Below are 18,822 nucleotides of genomic sequence, written 5' to 3'. Positions count from 1 at the left end.
GTGATCGATAAGATCACGAAAAGATGCCACCCTGCGCGGGTGTAGCTCAGTTGGTTAGAGTGCCGGCCTGTCACGCCGGAGGTCGCGGGTTCGAGCCCCGTCACTCGCGCCACTCTCCCTGACCGGAGGGTGATTTCTCCCAGATCGGTATCGTCTGGCGGTCCTTCCCGGGTCGGCAAGGATGCCAGCGCCTTACGCGGGTGTAGCTCAGTTGGTTAGAGTGCCGGCCTGTCACGCCGGAGGTCGCGGGTTCGAGCCCCGTCACTCGCGCCACCGCTCATGATGAAGCGGTGGGAACAGGTTTCAGCGCCAGCGCCCGGTTTCCATCCAGGCGAGCAGGCGGCGCAGCGGCAGCACCCAGATCCAGACGATCCCCAGCACGACATAGATGGGCGCCTGCGCCCACATCGGCAGCGCGCCGATCAGGGTCGACAGGCTGCCCACCATCACCGCCCACAACGCGATCAGCCCGACGATCGCCAACATGCCCACCGGCTTGCGCCAACTAGGCTGGTGATAATGGCGCGGGTCGATGTTCACAGCTCTGGTCCTTCGATCAGTTCGACTTCGGTCATGATGATGTCCAGCGGCAGATCCCACGGATCGGCGGGCAGGGCGTCCATCTCCTGCGCCGACCAGCCGATGCCCACGCGCAGTGCATCGGGAAAGCGGGCGAAGGCGCGGTCATAATAGCCGCCGCCTTGGCCCAGGCGATTTATCGCCCGGTCGAACCCCACCAGCGGGGCGACGATGACATCGGGCGTTACCGGCCCATCGCCCGGTTCGGGGTGGCTGGTGCGGAACGGGCCGGGGATCAGGCTATCTTCCGGGTGCCAGGCCAGGAAATCCATGCTGCCCAGCCGGTCGAGTACCCGCGGCAGCGCCACGGTCTTGCCCATGGTCAGCAACTGCGCCGCCATCCGCTGCGCAGGCGCTTCATCGTCCACCGCCATATAGAGGGCGACGACCTGCGCCGCCGCGATCCGGCGCGCCAGCGGGGACGGCACCGCCTTGAACGCCAGCCGATGCGCGAGCGGATCGAGCGTGGCGACGAAATCGCGCCGCCGCTGCCGCGCGATGGCGCGCAGGCTGGTCTTGTCGGACAGATCGCCGTTCATTCAGAAGCCTGCCAAATCCATGATCGTGCTCCGCGCAAGGCGGGAGGACGCTGCTCTATGATGAAAAGGGTGACGGGACCACCTTGGCCGTGTGCTGGAATATCCTCTGACGCCTCAACGTCAGGTGGGGACCATGTAGAACGGGCCGGAACCCGCCCAGGGACAGCCCCCTTGGATGTGATTATCGCCTCAGGGATGTTCGCTAAAGCTCGTACCAGGCAGAACCCGTCTCCGCTAATCTAGGCGTTCGCGGTCCGGGCGGCAAGTCGTTCGCGCAGCTTTTCTATGCGGCCCGCCAATGCTTCGATCGCCTGGACGCTCGGCTCGTCGTCGGCGTCCAGTTTCAGCTGCGCCTGCCGCCCTGCATTGTCCCGCTTCAGGTCGTTCAATTCGTCGGCCAGGAAAAGCGCGGCGAACAGCAAGGTGCGCACTTCCGTCAGCCCCGGCGTGCTTTGCTGCGCCACCCGCGCCTTGTCCTCGATCAGCGTGGCGAGGTGGCCCAGATGCGCTTCCTCCCCGTCACGGCACCGGATCGCATAATGGCGGCCCGCAATCACCAGCGTGGTTTCAGCCATGGGCCTGCCCTTTCAGCGTGTCGATCAGATCGTCCAGCGATCGGAGCGCGGCGCGCGCCGCGCCCTGGTCCAGCGTGGGGACGGGGGTAGCCGGAATATCGGCCACATCCTGTTCAAGCCGGCTAACAGCACGTTCCAACGTGCCGATCGCCTGCATCATGCGGTCGCTTGCCATGCTGTCGTCATAGCGGAAGTCGCGATCGTGCAAAAGCAGTCTTTGGCGCGGAAATCCGCCACTTAAGCGGCGCGTCGGGTGACATGCGGTTGACGCATGGGACTTGACACGACAAAGGGGGCGCGATCTCGACTCGCCTGCCTGCGCGCGGGCGCTGTCTTTATGCATGTTTCAGGAAAGATGCCCGCCCCAGATGACAGTTTCCGAAAAGTCGCTCGCCAACGCCATTCGCGCGCTGTCCATGGACGCGGTGCAGGCCGCCAATAGCGGCCATCCGGGCATGCCAATGGGCATGGCGGACGTAGCGACCGTCCTGTTCGGCGACTATCTGAAATTCGATCCGACCCAGCCCAAATGGGCCGACCGCGACCGTTTCGTCCTGTCGGCGGGCCATGGCTCGATGCTGATCTACTCGCTGCTGCATCTGACCGGCTATGCGCGTCCCACGATCGAGGACATCCGCAATTTCCGCCAGTTGCACAGCCCCTGCGCCGGTCACCCGGAGAATTTCGAGCTGGCGGGCGTGGAAGCGACCACCGGTCCGCTGGGGTCCGGCCTCGCCACTGCCGTCGGCATGGCGATCGCCGAACGGCACCTGAACGCGCAGTATGGTGACGATCTGGTCGATCACCGCACCTGGGTGATCGCGGGCGACGGCTGCCTGATGGAAGGCATCAACCATGAGGCGATCGGCTTGGCCGGTCACCTGAACCTGGGCCGCCTGATCGTGCTGTGGGATGATAACAAGATTACCATCGACGGCGCGGTCGACCTGTCGAGCAGCGAAGATGTCCGCGCACGCTATGTCGCGACCGGCTGGCATGTGGTGTCGTGCGATGGCCACGACGTTGCGGACGTGCGCCGCGCACTGGCCGAAGCGGTCGCCGATCCGCGGCCCTCGCTCGTCGCCTGCGCGACCAAGATCGGCTATGGTTCGCCCAACAAGGCAGGCACGTCGGGCGTGCATGGATCGGCGCTGGGCACGGACGAAGTCGCCGCCTCGCGCGAATTTCTGGGCTGGACCGCCGAACCTTTCGTCATCCCCGAAGACATCGCCGCCGCCTGGCGCGCGATCGGGGCCAAGGGCGCGGATGTTCGCACCGCTTGGGAAGATCGCCTGGCAAAGAGCGCCGATGGCGCGGAATTTTCCCGTCGCATGGCCGGCGACCTGCCTGCCGACTTCTCGCTTGAAGCCTATATCGACACGCTGATCGCCAACCCGCAAAAGGTCGCGACCCGCAAGGCGAGCGAACTGGCGCTGGGCGCGATCAACGACCTGCTGCCCGAAACCCTGGGCGGTTCGGCCGACCTCACCGGCTCCAACAATACCAAGACCAAGTCGACCGGCCCGCTGACCAGGGACGATTATGCGGGCCGTTACGTCTATTACGGCATCCGCGAATTCGGCATGGCCTGCGCGATGAACGGCATGGCGCTGCATGGCGGCGTGATCCCCTATGGCGGCACCTTCCTGGTCTTTTCCGACTATATGCGCGGCGGCATCCGCCTCGCCGCGCTTCAGCAGCAGCGCGTCATCCATGTGCTGACCCATGACAGCATCGGCCTGGGCGAAGACGGCCCGACCCATCAGCCGATCGAACATGTCATGTCGATGCGCATGATCCCGAACCTGGACGTCTATCGCCCGGCCGATATCGTCGAGACGGCGGAATGCTGGGAACTGGCATTGAAGGACGCGACCGGCCCGTCGGTGCTGGCGCTCACCCGCCAGAATCTGCCGCAGCTGCGCACCGAAAAGAGCGAAAATCTGTCGGCCAAGGGCGCCTATCGCCTGGTCGCCGCGACCGCCGAGCGCAAGGTGGTGATCGTCGCCACCGGCTCCGAAGTCGAAATCGCGGTCGACACCGCCAGGCTGCTGGAAGAGCAGGGCATCGGCGCCGATGTCGTGTCCATGCCCAGCTGGGCGCATTTCGATGCGCAGCCGCAAAGCTACAAGGACGACCTGCTGCCCCATCATGTGCTGCGCGCGTCGATCGAGGCGGGCACGACCTTCGGCTGGGAACGGCATACCGGCATTGCGGGCCTGCGCTTTGGCATCGACAGCTTCGGCGCGTCGGCCCCGGCGGAGGATCTTTACGACCATTTCGGCCTGACCGCCGTCAAGATCGCGCCACGGATTGTGGCCGCGCTCAACAACTGATCGAATAACAACACCTTAAGGAGGCTAGTGCAGTGGCAACAAAGGTAGCAATTAACGGTTTCGGACGTATCGGCCGCCTGGTGGCGCGCGCCATTCTCTCGCGCACCGATCATGATCTGGAACTGGTCAGCATCAACGATCTGGGCGACGTCAAATCCAACGCGCTGCTTTTCAAGCGCGATTCCGTCCATGGCAATTGGGCTGGCGACGTCAGCGTGGACGGCGATTTCCTCGTCGTTGACGGCAAGAAGATCAAGGTGACGGCCGAGCGCGATCCCGCCAACCTGCCGCATGCCGACCTGGGCGTCGCCATCGCGCTGGAATGCACCGGCATCTTCACCACCAAAGACAAGGCGAGCGCGCATCTGACCGCTGGCGCCAAGCGCGTCATCATTTCCGCCCCCGGCACCAATGTCGATCGCACCGTCGTGTTCGGCGTCAACCATGATGCGCTGACCACCGACGACATCGTCATTTCCAACGCCAGCTGCACCACCAACTGCCTGGCCCCGCTCGCCAAGGTGCTGAACGACGCCATTGGCATCGAAAGCGGCTTCATGACGACGATCCACAGCTACACCAACGACCAGAACACGCTGGATCAGCTGCACAGCGATATGCGCCGCGCCCGTGCCGCCGCCCTGTCGCAGATCCCGACCTCCACCGGCGCCGCCCGCGCGGTGGGTGAGGTTCTGCCCGAATTGAAGGGCAAGCTGGACGGCTCGTCGATCCGCGTGCCGACGCCCAACGTCTCGGTCGTGGACCTGAAGTTCATCCCCAAGCGCCCGACCACGAAGGACGAGGTCAACAGCCTGCTCAAGGCGGCGTCGGAATCCGGCCCGCTCAAGGGCGTCCTGGGCTATTCGGACGAACCGCTGGTCTCGATCGACTATAATGGCGATCCGCGCAGCTCGACCGTCGACAGCCTGGAAACGGCCGTGGTGGATGGCAAGCTGGTCCGCGTGCTCAGCTGGTACGACAATGAATGGGGTTTCTCGAACCGCATGATCGACACCACCGGCGTCGTCGCGAAGTTTCTGTAATAGGTAGGGGACAGGGCAACCTGTCCCCTTTTCGTCATCCCAGCGAAAGCTGGGATCTCTCTTCTTTCCTGCGTTGAGGAAGAAAATGAGATCCCAGCCTTCGCTGGGATGACGTTTTTAGGATCAGGGGAAGAAGACATGACCAAGCCGTTCAAAACGCTCGACGACATGGGCGACATCACCGGCAAGGTGGTGCTGGTGCGCGAAGACCTGAACGTGCCGATGCAGGACGGCGCAGTCAGCGACGATAACCGCCTGCGCGCGGCGATGCCGACCGTGCTGGAACTGGCCGATCGCGGCGCAAAGGTGCTGATCCTCGCCCATTTCGGCCGTCCCAAGGGCCAGAAGAACCCCGAATTTTCGCTGTCCAAGATCACCCGCCCGCTCTCGGCGGTGCTGGGCCGCGAAGTCCAGTTCATCCCCGACTGCCAGGGCGAAGCCGCGGTAGACGGCATTGCGGTCATGCGCGCTGGCGACATCGCGATCCTGGAGAATACCCGCTTCCACGCGGGCGAGGAAAAGAACGATCCCGCGCTGGTCGACGCCATGGCCGCGATCGCCGACCTCTACGTTAACGACGCTTTTTCTGCCGCGCACCGCGCCCATGCCTCGACCGAGGGGCTGGCGCACAAGCTGCCCGCCTTTGCCGGTCGCTCGATGGAAAAGGAACTGGATGCGTTGCAGGCGGCGCTGGGCGAACCGGTCAAGCCGGTCGCGGCGGTCGTCGGTGGCGCAAAGGTTTCCACCAAGCTCGACGTGCTCAACAATCTGGTGAAGAAGGTCGATCACCTCATCATCGGCGGCGGCATGGCCAACACCTTCCTCTATGCCCGTGGTGTCGATGTCGGCAAATCGCTGTGCGAAAAGGATCTGAGCGATACGGCTGAGGCGATCTTCGAAGCCGCCGAAGCCGCTGGCTGCATCATCCATCTCCCCTATGACGTGGTGGTAGCGAAGGAATTTGCCGCCAACCCGGCCAGCCTGCGCACCTGCAACGTCCATGAAGTCGCGCAGGACGAAATGATCCTGGATGTCGGCCCCGCCGCGGTCGAGGCTTTGGGCGACGCGCTCAAAAACTGCCGCACGCTGGTGTGGAACGGTCCTTTGGGCGCGTTCGAAATGGCGCCGTTCGACGCAGCGACCGTGTCGCTGGCGAAGACAGCGGCGGCGCTGACCCGCGAAGGCCAGCTGACGTCCGTGGCCGGTGGCGGCGACACGGTGGCCGCGCTCAACCATGCAGGCGTGGCGGCGGACTTTACCTTCGTGTCGACCGCAGGCGGCGCTTTCCTGGAATGGATGGAAGGCAAGGAACTGCCGGGCGTCAAGGCGCTGACGGCTTGATCCGATAGCGACCGGGGCGTCAGCGCGCGACGCTGGCGCCCCGGTCGAACAGCAGGAATCCCAAGGTGGCGACGCCGCCGATGGCCGCCCCGGCCAGCGCGCTCGCGCTCCAGCCTCCCGCTTCATAAGTGGCCGATCCGATCACCGATCCCAGCGCGCCGACCACGAACATCACCGTCACATAGGCCGCGTTGATCCGTCCGCGCGCATGGGGATCGAGCGAGAAGATCAGCTTCTGCCCGGTGATCTGGCTCATCTGCACCGCGCCGTCGATCAGCACCGCCATGATGGTGAAGCCGACCAGGCTGCTTGCCGCCACCATCCAGTCCGCCAGCAGGAACCCGGCCGTCAGTCCGACAAGGCCGATCAGCGAAGCGACGCGCGTCAGGCGACGATCGGCCATCCACCCCGCCACCGGCGCCACCAATGCGCCGCCCGCGCCCGCCAGCGCGAATGCGCCGATCCCCGCATGGCCCAGATGAAATTCATGGATCAGCGCCAGCGGCGCGGCGGTCCAGAACAGGTTGAACGCCGCGAACATCGCTGCCTGATAAAAGGCGCGCATCCGCACTACCCGATGCTTGACCAGTTGCGCGAAGGTGGACGCCAGCACCGCGCCATAGCCCATCCCACCCTTGGGCGTGCGACGGGGACAGGCGGCCAGCAGCGCCAGGCCCACGCCCGTCATCACGACCGCCGACAGGATGAACGTCGCGCGCCAGCCGACCGACCCGGCCAGGAAATTGGCGATCGGCCGCGACAGCATGATGCCGAACAGCAGCCCGCTCATCACCGTCCCCACCACGCGACCCTGCTTTTCAGGCGCGGCGAGGTGGGAGGCGAGGGGCACCAGCACCTGCGCACCCGTCGCGCCCACCCCGGTCAGGATCGATGCGATCAGGAAACTCGTCGGCCCGCTCGACAGGGCGATGGCGATGCAGCCGATGATCGTCGCGCCGATCGACGTCAGCACGATCCGGCGATTTTCGAACAGGTCCGCCAACGGCACTACCAGGAACAGGCCCGCGCCATAACCCAACTGGGTCAACGTGGTGATCAGCCCCGCCAGGCTGGTCGACATGCCAATTTCCGGCCCGATCACGTCGATCAGCGTCTGGGCATAATAAAGGTTGGCGACCATCACACCGCACGCCACCGCCATCAGCAACAGCACGAACGGGGACAGGTCGACGGGTTTCGTTGCGGCGCTGCTGGTCATGACCGCTCTATGGGTCGCAATCCGCAACCTTTCAACCGGTAAGCTTGTGCGCCGCAGCATATGCCTACTCACTCAAGGCAAAGCGCCTGCACATCGGTGCACCCGAACAGGCGATGTGCCCTTGCGATGCGGCATGGGACTGGCTACCAGCCGGAAACCGGCGATCATCGATGTACAATCGCGTCCGGCCGACAGATGGTGGAGCGTCCGTCGATAGACAATTTTCGTGTCGCCAGGGGGCGGCGCCCAAGGGAAGGTATGTGCAGATGCTGGATCAAGATATGAAGCAGAAGATCGCAACGGGCGAGGGCTTCATCGCCGCGCTCGACCAGAGCGGCGGATCGACGCCTAAGGCGCTCAAGGGCTATGGCGTGGAAGAAGACGCCTGGTCCAGCGAAGAGGAAATGTTCGGCCTCATCCACGCGATGCGCAGCCGCGTCATCACCTCGCCCGCCTTCACCGGCGACAAGGTGCTGGGTGCGATCCTGTTCGAACGCACCATGGACGGCACCGTCGATGGCAAGCCCACGCCGCAGGCGCTGTTGGAGCGCGGCGTGGTGCCCTTCATCAAGATCGACAAGGGTCTGGAAGATGAAGCGAACGGTGTGCAGCTGATGAAGCCCAATCCCGATCTCGACATCCTGCTCCACCGGTCGAAGGCGCTGGGCGTGTTCGGCACCAAGGAACGCTCGGTCGTGAACCTCGCCAATCGCGAGGGCATCGCTGCCGTGGTCGCGCAGCAGTTCGAAGTGGGCCAGCAGGTTCTCGCCGCCGGTCTGATGCCGATCATCGAGCCGGAAGTGAACATCAAGTCGCCCGAACGCGCGGAGGCCGACCAGATCCTGCTGGAAGAAATCCTCAAGATTCTCGATGCTTTGCCCGACGGCGTTCAGGTGATGTTGAAGCTGTCGCTGCCGACCAAGCCCGGCCTGTTCGATCCGCTGGTCGATCATCCCGCCGTGCTACGCGTCGTCGCCCTGTCGGGCGGTTTCGCCCGTCCCGAAGCCTGCGTCGAACTCGCCAAAAATCGCGGCATCATCGCCAGCTTCAGCCGCGCGCTGCTCAACGATCTGCGTCACCAGATGACCGACGACGAGTTCAACGCGTCGCTGGGCGAAGCGATCGACGAAATCCACGGCGCTTCGACGGCGAAGCAGCCGGTCGCGGCCTGACATATAATACCGGGCGGATCATCTCCGCCCGGTAACGTCACCACCTCCGTTCGCCCTGAGCCTGTCGAAGGGCTCGCCTGAACAACGAAGGCACTTCGACTTCGCTCAGCCCGAACGGATAAGAGCTTGGGCATTTCATCCCGCATCGCGCCCTTGGCCTTCCCGCCCGAATGGCTATAAAGCGCCCATGACCGATTTCACCGATGAAGAGCTGGCGCTCGATCCGCATTTCGCCGACCAGTTCGAACCGGGCTTCCGCCCCGCCTGCCAGCTTTACCTGATCTCCCCGCCAACCCTTGGCGACGATTTCCTCGATCAACTGGCTGCGGCCTTTGACGGCGGCGATATCGCCGCGTTTCAGCTGCGGCTCAAGGGGCTGGACGATCACGCCATCGCCGCGCTCGCCCCGCCGATCCAGGCGCTATGCGCGGAGCGGGAGGTCGCCTTCATCGTCAACGACAGCATCGGCCTTGCCAAGCGTCTTGAAGCGGACGGCGTCCATCTCGGTCAAACGGATGGCGACCCGCGCGACGCGCGTAAGCAATTGGGGCCAAAAGTGCAGATCGGCGTCACCTGTCACGACAGCCGCCATCTGGCGATGGAAGCAGGGGAGGCGGGGGCCGACTATGTCGCCTTCGGTGCCTTCTATCCCACCTCTACGAAAGAAACGCTCCATCGCGCCGAACCCTCGATCCTCGGCTGGTGGACCACGCTGTTCGAACTGCCCTGCGTCGCGATCGGCGGGGTGACGGCGGACAATGCCGCGCCCTTGGTGGCGGCGGGCGCGGATTTTCTGGCGGTCAGCAGCGCGGTCTGGAACCATCCGGATGGCCCCAAAGCGGGCGTCGCCGCCTTTGCCGAAGTTCTCGCGAGCAAACCACCGCCGCCACGCTAAGCAAGTCGGTGCGACGCATCGCACCCTTCCGCTCCGTCGCGCGTTGTCTCTACGTCTGAACGGAGAGAATCGCTTTGAAAAACCATCTGTTGCTCGTCGCCTTGCTGTGCAGCGCCTGCAATGTCAGCGTGACCGACGCCAATAGCAGCGCCCCGCAGGACAATAGCGGCCAAGCTGGCAATATAACCCAGCCCGCCAACAGCGCCGCCGCGCCGGCACCCGGTAAGGTGGAGGCCTATGCCTTCCAGGTGGTGCAGGAACAAAATCCCTATCCCGCCAATAAATTTCTCCAGGCGCAGGTGGCGCTCGACCGTTGGGGCTTTTCGCCCGGCGTGCTCGATGGCAAGGATGGCATGAACCTCAAGGCGGCGTTGCGCGGGTTCCAGGAGGCGAACAAGCTGCCGGTGACGGGCGAGTATGACCAGAAGACGGCCGCCGCCTTGCTGGAAGGCGAAGCGCGGCCCTCCACCTATCTCGTCCGTATCCCCGACGATTTCGCGCGCGGTCCCTTTTTCGACGTACCGCGCGGGAATTTGAACGAGCAGGCAAAGCTGCCCGCGCTGACCTATCGCAACCTGCTGGAAAAGGTCGCCGAGCGCTTCCACACCACGCCCGAAGCGCTGATTGCGCTCAACGCGCCCGATACGAAAGTCGGCGCAGGCACGACCATCCGCGTGCCCGCGATCGACAACCAGCCGATCGCGATGATCGAAGGCGATGCGCGCGGTTGGGGCGAAACGCTCGCCAGTCTTGGCGTGGCGAAAGACCAGCCGCAGGCCGACCATCTGGTCGTGGATAAGTCCGAAGGGCTATTGAAGGTTTATAACACTGAAAACCGCCTGATCGCGCAGTTCCCCGTAACCACCGGATCGCAACATGATCCGCTGCCGATCGGTGAATGGACGATCAAGGGCGTCAGCCGTAATCCTGTTTTCCACTATAATCCCGACCTCTTCTGGGACGCGTCGTCCAAGGATGAGAAGGCGGTGCTGAAACCCGGCCCCAACGGCCCGGTCGGCGTGGTATGGATCGACCTGTCGAAGGATCATTACGGCATCCACGGGACGCCCGAACCGCAGACGATCGGTCGCACCGAAAGCCATGGTTGCATCCGCCTGACCAACTGGGATGCCGCTCGTCTCGCCCAGATGGTGAAGAGCGGGGTAAAGGCGAAATTCCAGGCATGAAGGGGCGGCGGCGCTGGATTGGCGCGGGATTGGCTGTTCTGTTCTGCGTCGCCTTCGCCCATTTCTGCGTCCGCATCGTGCCTGCGGACGCACCCGATACGTCCGCACCGCCATCGCAATCCGACCCTGTCGATAATGGCGTCCTGTTGATCCCGGTCGAAGGCGTCCCTGCCTCGGCGCTCACCGATACCTTTACGCAGGCGCGCGCGGGTGGCGCGCGGCCGCATGACGCCATCGACATCATGGCGGCGCGGGGCAGGGTGGTGCTGGCCGCCGCCAATGGTCGCATCGACAAGATTTTCTGGAGCGAAGATGGCGGCCGCACCCTCTATCAACGGTCACCTGATGGGCGGCTGCTCTATTATTACGCCCATCTGGACGGCTACGCGCCGGGCATTCACGAAGGCCAGATGCTGCGCCGCGGCCAGCGCATCGCTACCGTCGGCAGCACCGGCAATGCCGACCCGTCCGCCCCCCATCTTCATTTCGCGGTGCATGCGATGCAGCCAGGCGAACCCTGGTATGGCGGACGCGCGGTCAATCCCTATCCGCTCCTGGCGCGCCGCTGACCTGTCCTACAAAGCGCAATTATGGTATTTGACGCCACAGCACAGCGTGTTCCCGCGCAGACGGGAACCCAGTCCCGGGCTTGCACTGGGTTTCCGCCTGCGCGGGAACACGCCAGCCATTTAGAAACAAAATTTCCTACATAGGAAATGTTCTAACGAAACGAGCGGGAAAAGTGCGAAGTTAAGCACCGGGCCGCCACCCCCTTGCCCTTGACGCCATCCCGCTATAAAGGCGCGTCCAGCCTCCAAGAGGCCGGCTCTTTTCCACCTTCAGACATATAGGCAGGCTCTTCCCATGGCGAAGATCAGCGGCGTGGACATTCGTCCCGGCAACAATATCGAATATGAGGGCGGCCTGTGGCGCGCCGTCAAGATCCAGCATACCCAGCCCGGCAAGGGCGGCGCCTATATGCAGGTCGAACTCAAAAACCTGATCGACGGCCGCAAGAACAATGTCCGCTTCCGCTCCGCCGAAAGCGTCGAGCGCATTCGCCTCGATACCAAGGATTTCCAGTATCTCTATGCCGAAGGCGACATGCTCGTCTTCATGGACAATGAGAATTACGAGCAGATCAACCTGCCGTCCGAACTGCTTGGCGACGCCGCCGACTTCCTGCAGGACGGCATGGAAGTGACGCTGGAAATGTACGAAGATCGCCCGATCAGCGTCCAGTTGCCCGACACGATCGAAGCGACGGTGGTCGAAGCCGACGCCGTGGTGAAGGGCCAGACCGCGTCCGCCAGCTACAAGCCCGCGATCCTCGACAATGGCGTGCGCGTCATGGTGCCGCCGCATATCGTCAGCGGCACCCGCATCGTCGTGGACGTCTATGCCCGCGAATATGTGAAGCGGGCAGACTGATGTCGGTGGCGCGCAGCACGGCAATCGCCGCCATCTTCGCGATCGGCGTCCTGCCGGCTGCGCTTCATGCCCAGGTCACAAAGCCGAGCGCCCCGACCAAGGCGCAACTCGACAGCGCGGCCTATGTGCTGCGCGTCGTCACCAGCGCGCTCCAGTCGAGCGAGGTCGAACCGCCGGTCAAAAGCGCGTTGTTCGACTGCCTCTATTCCAATTCGGTGTCGAAGGTCAGCGAAGCGACGGACAAGGTGATCGCCGCCAATGCCGGCAAGGTCGATCGCAAAGACCCGTCGCAAATGCTGGCCGTGATCGCAGGGGTGTGCGGCTATCGCCCGCCCGCCGCCGCGGCCGCCAAGCCCGCCCCGAAGAAATAACCAGCAGGCCGCGCCTTCACGGCGCGGCGGAGACATATCATGGCATCGCATTCCGGTCTTCTCACCGTCATGGAGCGCGCCGCGCGCAAGGCGGGGTCGAAGCTCCGTCGCGACTTCGGCGAAGTCGAACATCTCCAGGTGTCCCGCAAGGGACCGGCCGACTTCGTGTCCAAGGCCGATCATCAGGCGGAAAAGACGCTGGTCGAAGAATTGCAGAAGGCGCGGCCCGATTGGGGCTTCCTGCTGGAAGAAGGCGGCGTGATCGACGGCGACCCCACCAAGCCGCGCTGGATCATCGATCCGCTCGACGGCACCACCAACTTCCTGCACGGCATCCCGCACTTCGCCATCTCCATCGCGGTCGAAGAGCCGCAATATGGCAGCGGCAAGCGGGAGATCACGACGGGCCTCATCTACCAGCCGGTCACCGACGAAAGCTATTGGGCGGAAAAGAGCCGTGGCGCCTGGCGTCATGACCAGCGCCTGCGCGTGTCGGCCCGCCGCGACCTGGCCGATTGCGTTATCGCCACCGGCATCCCGTTCATGGGCCATGGCGACATGGCGCAATGGACCCGTGTCTTTGGTGCCGTCGCCCCGTCGGTCGCGGGCATTCGCCGGTTCGGTGCGGCTTCGCTCGATCTCGCCCATGTCGCCTCTGGCCGCTATGACGGCTATTGGGAAAGCGGCCTGCAACCCTGGGATGTCGCTGCCGGCTTGCTGCTGGTGCGCGAAGCGGGTGGTTTCGTCAGCGATTTCCGCGGTGGCGATCAGGTGATCGACCGTAAGGAAGTGATTGCCGGTAACGACGCGATCCATTCCAAACTGCACAAGCTTGTTGCTGGCGCCTTGCGGTAAAGGCCGCTTGGGCCAAGCACTTCAAGCGCTTGGCCTTTTTGCGATTCATTCTCACCGCCTTGGCCCCTTGCTTCGCATATGCAGCAGGCCTAAAGCGCCCCCAACAACCTTTTCGCCCAGGGGAATCCGTTGGTCGATCTTGCCCAATATCTGCCGATCCTGATCTTTCTCGGGGTCGCACTGCTGCTCTCCGGCACCTTCGTCTTCCTGCCGATGCTGGTGGGTCGGCTGACCGGTGCGCACAAGCCTGAACCGGCCAAGCTCAGCGAATATGAATGCGGCTTCCCCGCGTTCGAAGAGCCGCGCAGCCAGTTCGACGTGCGCTTCTATCTGGTCGCCATCCTCTTCATCATCTTCGATCTTGAAGCGGCGTTCCTGTTTCCCTGGGCGGTAAGCCTCGACCAGATCGGCTGGGCCGGCTGGGCGACGATGATGATCTTCATAGCGGAGCTGGTGCTTGGCCTCGTCTATGCGTGGAAGAAGGGAGCACTCGATTGGGAGTAGAACTCTATAACCCTGCGCCCGGCACCTTGCCCCCGCAGGGCACGCAGCCCGACCAGGACTTCTTCAACGCGCTGAACGGTGAAGTGAATGACAAGGGTTTCCTCGTCACCTCGACGGAAGATCTCTTCACCTGGGCGCGCACCGGTTCGCTCTGGTGGATGACCTTTGGTCTGGCCTGCTGCGCGGTCGAGATGATCCACGTCAACATGCCGCGTTACGACATGGAGCGTTTCGGCGCTGCGCCGCGCGCATCCCCGCGTCAGTCCGACGTGATGATCGTCGCAGGCACGCTCTGCAACAAGATGGCTCCTGCGTTGCGCAAGGTTTACGACCAGATGTCCAACCCGAAATATGTGATTTCGATGGGCAGCTGCGCCAATGGTGGCGGCTATTATCACTACAGCTATTCGGTAGTACGTGGCTGCGACCGCATCGTGCCGGTCGACATCTATGTACCGGGTTGCCCGCCGACTGCCGAAGCGCTGCTTTATGGCGTGATGCAGTTGCAGCGCAAGATCCGCCGGATCGGGACGATTGAGCGTTAATATGGGCCATTCCGCACCCAAGATCGCGACAATTGACGGGATCGCGCAGGAGATCGAGGACATCCTCGGCTCCACGCTGATCGAAACCGTCGATCATGCCGATGAACTGACCTTCATTGTCGTGCGCGACGCGTTGCCGCAGGCGCTGACCCTGCTGCGCGACCGCGCCGAATATCAGCAGCTGATGGAAATCGCCGGCGTCGACTATCCCGATCGCCCGGAACGGTTCGAGGTTGCCTATCATCTGCTCAGCGTTACGCGGAACCATCGCGTCCGTGTGAAGGTGTTGACCGACGAAGATATGCCGGTTCCCACCGTCACGCATCTCTGGCCGGTCGCTGGCTGGTTGGAGCGCGAAGTGTTCGACATGTATGGCGTCGTGTTCGACGGCAACACCGACCTGCGCCGCATCCTGACCGACTATGGGTTCAAGGGGCATCCACAGCGCAAGGACTTCCCGCTGACCGGCTATGTCGAGCTGCGCTATTCCGAAGAGGATAAGCGCGTCGTCTATGAGCCGGTGAAGCTGGCGCAGGACTTCCGCAGCTTCGACTTCATGTCGCCATGGGAAGGCGCGCAATATGTGCTGCCCGGCGACGAAAAGGCGCCCCAGGCGCCCGGCGCGCCTAGCCCGGCGCCCGCATCGCCGCCGCCGCCCGCCGCGCCGAAGGGCGATGCGGCCGCACCGACGCCCAAGGCAACCGAAAGCAAGGCCGATACCGGTGCTGGCGAAGCCGCCAACAAGAAGGCGGAGGACAAGTCGGCCGACGCGCCCGCCAAGCCCGCCGCCGCCACCGATGAAGGCAAGGGCGCAGCCAAGCCGGAGGACAAGGCATAATGTCCGACTATCTGGAAAAGCTGGATCATCATGTCGATGTGGCCGACCCGGCCTATGGCGACACGGAAATCCAGAACTACACGATCAATTTCGGCCCGCAGCATCCCGCGGCTCACGGCGTATTGCGTCTGGTCATGGAACTGGAAGGCGAAATCGTCGAGCGCTGCGATCCGCATGTCGGCCTGCTGCATCGCGGCACCGAAAAGCTGATCGAATATAAGACCTATATGCAGGCGCTGCCCTATTTCGACCGGCTGGACTATTGTTCGCCGCTCGGCATGGAGCATAGTTATGTGCTGGCGATCGAAAAGCTGCTGAATCTGGAAGTGCCGCTGCGCGCGCAATATCTGCGCGTGTTCTTCGCGGAACTGACCCGTATCTGCAATCACATGCTCAACCTGGGTTCGCATGTCATGGACGTCGGCGCGATGACGCCGAACCTATGGCTGTTCGAAATCCGCGAGGATTGCCTGAACTTCTTTGAGCGCGCTTCGGGCGCGCGGATGCATTCGGCTTATTTCCGGCCGGGCGGCGTGCATCAGGATGTGCCGCTCAAGCTATTGACCGATATCGCCGACTGGCTCGACACCCGCCTGCCGCGCCTGTTCGAGGACGCGATCAGCTTGGTGGCCGACAACCGCATCTTCAAGCAGCGTAACGTCGACATCGCCATCGTGTCGAAGGAAGACGCGCTGAAATGGGGCTTTTCCGGTCCGATGATCCGTGGCTCCGGCATCCCCTGGGATATCCGCAAGTCGCAGCCTTATGACGTCTATGATCGGATGGAATTCGACGTTCCCGTCGGCACGCAATATGACTGCTACGACCGGTTCATGGTCCGCGTCGAGGAAGTCCGCCAGTCCGCACGCATCATGAAGCAGTGTCTCAATGAGATGCCCGAAGGCCCGATCGCCAGCTTCGACCGCAAGGTGGTGCCGCCCAAGCGCGGCGAGATGAAGCGCTCGATGGAAGCGCTGATCCACCATTTCAAACTCTACACCGAGGGCTTCCACGTGCCTGCGGGCGAAGTCTATGTGGCGACCGAAAGCCCCAAGGGCGAATTTGGCGTCTATCTGGTCAGCGACGGCAGCAACAAGCCCTATCGCTGCAAGATCCGTCCGACCGCTTTCTCGCATCTGCAAGCCATGGACTTCATGATGAAGGGCCACATGCTTGCCGACACAACCGCTGTACTGGGCGCGATGGACATCGTGTTCGGAGAATGTGACCGATAATGGCTGACGCAGTGCATATTCCCGATGAGGCCGAAACCCGCGCGCGCTGGGGCGCGTTCGAGTGGACCGCCGAAAATGCCGAACAGGCCAAGACGGTCATCGCGCGCTATCCCGCCGGTCGGCAGCAGTCGGCGGTGATGCCACTGCTCGATCTGGCCCAGCGCCAGGTGGGTGCGGAAACGCAGACCAATGGCTGGCTGCCGGTGCCGGTGATGGAATATATCGGGCGTCAGCTCGATATGCCGTACATGCGCGTCTATGAGGTCGCGACCTTCTACACCATGTACAATCTTGCGCCGGTGGGCCGTTATCATGTGCAAGTGTGCGGCACGACGCCGTGCATGTTGCGCGGTTCCGACGATGTCTTTTCGGCCTGCAAGAATAAAGGCTTGGTCAAGGGCGGCACGACCCCCGACGGCCTGTTCACCCTGACCGAAGTCGAATGCCTGGGCGCTTGCGCCAACGCGCCGATGGTCCAGATCAACGATGATAATTACGAAGATCTGACCTATGACAGCATGAGCGCGATCCTGGAAACGCTGGCCACTGGGGGCCAGCCCAAGATCGGCCCGCAGATCGACCGCCAGACCAGCGCGCCCGAAGGTGGTCCTACCACCCTCAAGGAGATGGTCACCGAAAACCACGATTATCGGGGTGAATGGGCATGAGCGCGTTGATCGCCATCATCCTGGGCGTCATCGTCTTCGTGATCGCGCTCAAGATCATCGGCGCGGTGCTGGGCCTGGTCATCGGGCTGGCGCTCGCCGTTATCGCCTATTTCGTGGCTGAAAAACTGATCGGAAAGGGCCGGTAATGGCCGACGAAACCGCACCTCCTGCTCCGCCCCCCTTCGTAGGGCCGCTGTCCGACAAGGACCGCATCTTCACCAACGTCCATGGCTTCCAGGATTGGGGCATCGACGCGGCGATGAAGCGCGGCGATTGGGACAATACCAAGAAGCTGATGGAAATCGGCCAGGACGCGATCATCGACATCGTCAAGGCGTCGAACCTGCGCGGCCGTGGCGGCGCTGGCTTCCCGACCGGCATGAAGTGGAGCTTCATGCCCAAGGAAAGCAAGGACGGCCGTCCCAGCTTCCTGGTCATCAACGCCGACGAATCCGAGCCGGGTTCGTGCAAGGACCGCGAAATCATCCGCCACGATCCGCACAAGCTGATCGAAGGCGCGCTGATCGCCGGCTTCGCGATGCGCGCGCGCGCGGCGTACATCTATATCCGCGGCGAGTTCATCTATGAGGCGAAGGTGCTCTTCGCTGCGGTCGAGCAGGCCTATGAAAAGGGCTTCATCGGCAAGAACGCCTGCGGGTCAGGCTATGACTTCGACGTGTTCGTCCATCGTGGCGCGGGCGCCTATATCTGCGGCGAGGAAACCGCGCAGATCGAAAGCCTGGAAGGCAAGAAGGGCCAGCCTCGCCTGAAGCCGCCTTTCCCGGCGGGCGCGGGCCTCTACGGCTGCCCGACCACGGTCAACAATGTGGAATCGATCGCGGTCAGCCCGACGATCCTGCGGCGCGGCGCGGCCTGGTTCAATGGCTTCGGGCGCGAGAATAATCGCGGCACCAAGCTGTTCCAGATCAGCGGCCATGTAAACAAGCCCTGCGTCGTTGAGGAATTGATGTCGATCCCGTTCCGGGAACTGATCGACCGCCATTGCGGCGGCATCCGTGGCGGGTGGGACAATCTGCTGGCGGTCATTCCCGGCGGTTCGTCAGTGCCTTTGGTCCCCGCCCGGGAGATCATGGAAGCGCCGATGGACTTTGACGGTTTGAAAGCCGTCGGTTCGGGCCTCGGTACTGCCGCCGTGATCGTCATGGACAAGTCTACCGACATCGTCCGCGCCATTTCGCGCCTCAGCTATTTCTATAAGCATGAAAGCTGCGGCCAGTGCACGCCCTGCCGCGAAGGCACGGGCTGGATGTGGCGCGTGATGGAACGGCTGCGCACCGGCGACGCCGATCTGTCGGAAATCGACATGCTGCATCAGGTGACCAAGCAGGTCGAAGGCCACACCATCTGCGCGCTCGGCGACGCGGCGGCTTGGCCGATCCAGGGGCTGATCAAGCATTTCCGGCCTGAAATCGAGCGCCGGATCAATGAACATAAAGGTAGCGCCCCCGTCATGGAGGCAGCGGAGTAA

22 protein-coding genes and 2 tRNA genes are annotated in these 18,822 nt (G+C 63.3%); 19 read left to right on the top strand and 5 right to left on the bottom strand.

From position 1 onward, the window contains the following. The first annotated feature begins 35 nt into the window (after positions 1-35). Positions 36-112: transfer RNA gene (locus U5A89_RS11635), tRNA-Asp, on the top strand. Positions 113-196: 84 nt separating this feature from the next. Next, a tRNA-Asp gene (locus tag U5A89_RS11630) sits at positions 197-273 on the top strand. A 30-nt stretch (positions 274-303) separates the two neighbouring features. Here the strand turns inward: U5A89_RS11630 and U5A89_RS11625 are convergent. From U5A89_RS11625 to U5A89_RS11610, 4 genes are all read right to left on the bottom strand, one after another. Further along, positions 304-540 carry a DUF2842 domain-containing protein gene (locus tag U5A89_RS11625; RefSeq protein ID WP_338161281.1) on the bottom strand — a complete coding sequence of 79 codons (237 nt, stop codon included), beginning with the start codon at positions 538-540 and terminating at the stop codon, positions 304-306. Beyond that, positions 537-1,118, bottom strand: coding sequence for a 5-formyltetrahydrofolate cyclo-ligase (locus U5A89_RS11620; protein WP_338161280.1), 582 nt, complete (start codon positions 1,116-1,118; stop codon positions 537-539). Before U5A89_RS11620 ends, U5A89_RS11625 begins: the two co-directional genes overlap by 4 nt. Positions 1,119-1,357: 239 nt before the next feature. Continuing rightward, positions 1,358-1,693 (bottom strand): cell division protein ZapA, encoded by a 336-nt coding sequence (locus tag U5A89_RS11615; protein WP_338161279.1) that lies wholly within the window; start codon positions 1,691-1,693, stop codon positions 1,358-1,360. Next, entirely contained in the window at positions 1,686-1,901 is a 216-nt protein-coding gene (locus tag U5A89_RS11610) for a hypothetical protein (protein ID WP_338161278.1), read from the bottom strand. The genes U5A89_RS11615 and U5A89_RS11610 overlap by 8 nt, the downstream gene beginning before the upstream one ends. Before the next feature lie 160 nt (positions 1,902-2,061). Here U5A89_RS11610 and tkt point away from each other — a divergent pair, with 160 nt between their 5' ends. From tkt to U5A89_RS11595, 3 genes are all read left to right on the top strand, one after another. After that, complete coding sequence (gene tkt / locus U5A89_RS11605; RefSeq protein WP_338161277.1) at positions 2,062-4,029, top strand: transketolase; 1,968 nt, start codon at positions 2,062-2,064, stop codon at positions 4,027-4,029. Between the two features lie 32 nt (positions 4,030-4,061). Beyond that, positions 4,062-5,072 carry a type I glyceraldehyde-3-phosphate dehydrogenase gene (gene gap / locus U5A89_RS11600; RefSeq protein WP_338161276.1) on the top strand — a complete coding sequence of 337 codons (1,011 nt, stop codon included), beginning with the start codon at positions 4,062-4,064 and terminating at the stop codon, positions 5,070-5,072. A 138-nt stretch (positions 5,073-5,210) separates the two neighbouring features. Further along, entirely contained in the window at positions 5,211-6,413 is a 1,203-nt protein-coding gene (locus U5A89_RS11595) for a phosphoglycerate kinase (protein ID WP_338161275.1), read from the top strand. Positions 6,414-6,432: 19 nt separating this feature from the next. Here the strand turns inward: U5A89_RS11595 and U5A89_RS11590 are convergent, their stop codons facing one another. After that, positions 6,433-7,632 (bottom strand): MFS transporter, encoded by a 1,200-nt coding sequence (locus tag U5A89_RS11590; protein ID WP_338161274.1) that lies wholly within the window; start codon positions 7,630-7,632, stop codon positions 6,433-6,435. Positions 7,633-7,898: 266 nt separating this feature from the next. Between U5A89_RS11590 and U5A89_RS11585 the strand changes: the two genes are divergently transcribed. The 14 genes from U5A89_RS11585 (at position 7,899) to nuoF (ending at position 18,822) form a co-directional block, all read left to right on the top strand. Further along, the gene (locus tag U5A89_RS11585; protein ID WP_338161273.1) at positions 7,899-8,804 is read left to right on the top strand and encodes a fructose bisphosphate aldolase; all 906 of its coding nucleotides are present in this window, start codon (positions 7,899-7,901) and stop codon (positions 8,802-8,804) included. Positions 8,805-8,991: 187 nt separating this feature from the next. Next, complete coding sequence (thiE, locus tag U5A89_RS11580) at positions 8,992-9,699, top strand: thiamine phosphate synthase (RefSeq protein ID WP_338161272.1); 708 nt, start codon at positions 8,992-8,994, stop codon at positions 9,697-9,699. Positions 9,700-9,773: 74 nt separating this feature from the next. Continuing rightward, on the top strand, positions 9,774-10,886 hold the full coding sequence (locus tag U5A89_RS11575) for a L,D-transpeptidase family protein (RefSeq protein ID WP_338161271.1): 1,113 nt from the start codon (positions 9,774-9,776) through the stop codon (positions 10,884-10,886). Beyond that, the gene (locus tag U5A89_RS11570; protein ID WP_338161270.1) at positions 10,883-11,455 is read left to right on the top strand and encodes a M23 family metallopeptidase; all 573 of its coding nucleotides are present in this window, start codon (positions 10,883-10,885) and stop codon (positions 11,453-11,455) included. The genes U5A89_RS11575 and U5A89_RS11570 overlap by 4 nt, the downstream gene beginning before the upstream one ends. A 295-nt stretch (positions 11,456-11,750) precedes the next feature. Then, positions 11,751-12,317, top strand: coding sequence for an elongation factor P (gene efp, locus U5A89_RS11565; RefSeq protein ID WP_338161269.1), 567 nt, complete (start codon positions 11,751-11,753; stop codon positions 12,315-12,317). Next, a complete protein-coding gene (locus U5A89_RS11560; protein WP_338161268.1) occupies positions 12,317-12,688 on the top strand; it encodes a hypothetical protein in 372 nt (123 codons plus the stop codon). Before efp ends, U5A89_RS11560 begins: the two co-directional genes overlap by 1 nt. Before the next feature lie 39 nt (positions 12,689-12,727). After that, positions 12,728-13,543 carry an inositol monophosphatase family protein gene (locus tag U5A89_RS11555; protein ID WP_338161267.1) on the top strand — a complete coding sequence of 272 codons (816 nt, stop codon included), beginning with the start codon at positions 12,728-12,730 and terminating at the stop codon, positions 13,541-13,543. 129 nt (positions 13,544-13,672) lie between these two features. Next, the gene (locus tag U5A89_RS11550) at positions 13,673-14,047 is read left to right on the top strand and encodes an NADH-quinone oxidoreductase subunit A (protein WP_088184016.1); all 375 of its coding nucleotides are present in this window, start codon (positions 13,673-13,675) and stop codon (positions 14,045-14,047) included. Then, the gene (locus U5A89_RS11545) at positions 14,038-14,592 is read left to right on the top strand and encodes a NuoB/complex I 20 kDa subunit family protein (protein ID WP_261934516.1); all 555 of its coding nucleotides are present in this window, start codon (positions 14,038-14,040) and stop codon (positions 14,590-14,592) included. The genes U5A89_RS11550 and U5A89_RS11545 overlap by 10 nt, the downstream gene beginning before the upstream one ends. 1 nt (position 14,593) lies before the next feature. Continuing rightward, entirely contained in the window at positions 14,594-15,430 is an 837-nt protein-coding gene (locus U5A89_RS11540; protein ID WP_338161266.1) for an NADH-quinone oxidoreductase subunit C, read from the top strand. Next, positions 15,430-16,665: an NADH-quinone oxidoreductase subunit D gene (locus U5A89_RS11535; RefSeq protein WP_338161265.1), complete on the top strand. Its 1,236-nt coding sequence runs from the start codon at positions 15,430-15,432 to the stop codon at positions 16,663-16,665. Before U5A89_RS11540 ends, U5A89_RS11535 begins: the two co-directional genes overlap by 1 nt. Further along, positions 16,665-17,333, top strand: coding sequence for a complex I 24 kDa subunit family protein (locus U5A89_RS11530; protein WP_338161264.1), 669 nt, complete (start codon positions 16,665-16,667; stop codon positions 17,331-17,333). Before U5A89_RS11535 ends, U5A89_RS11530 begins: the two co-directional genes overlap by 1 nt. Further along, the gene (locus U5A89_RS11525) at positions 17,330-17,479 is read left to right on the top strand and encodes a hypothetical protein (RefSeq protein WP_338161263.1); all 150 of its coding nucleotides are present in this window, start codon (positions 17,330-17,332) and stop codon (positions 17,477-17,479) included. Before U5A89_RS11530 ends, U5A89_RS11525 begins: the two co-directional genes overlap by 4 nt. Then, on the top strand, positions 17,479-18,822 hold the full coding sequence (gene nuoF, locus U5A89_RS11520; RefSeq protein WP_338161262.1) for an NADH-quinone oxidoreductase subunit NuoF: 1,344 nt from the start codon (positions 17,479-17,481) through the stop codon (positions 18,820-18,822). Before U5A89_RS11525 ends, nuoF begins: the two co-directional genes overlap by 1 nt.

This window comes from Sphingobium sp. HWE2-09, from assembly GCF_035989265.1.
Lineage (GTDB): Bacteria > Pseudomonadota > Alphaproteobacteria > Sphingomonadales > Sphingomonadaceae > Sphingobium.
The sequence above is the reverse complement of the archived record's forward strand: the minus strand, read 5'-3'. Positions and strand labels throughout refer to the sequence as shown.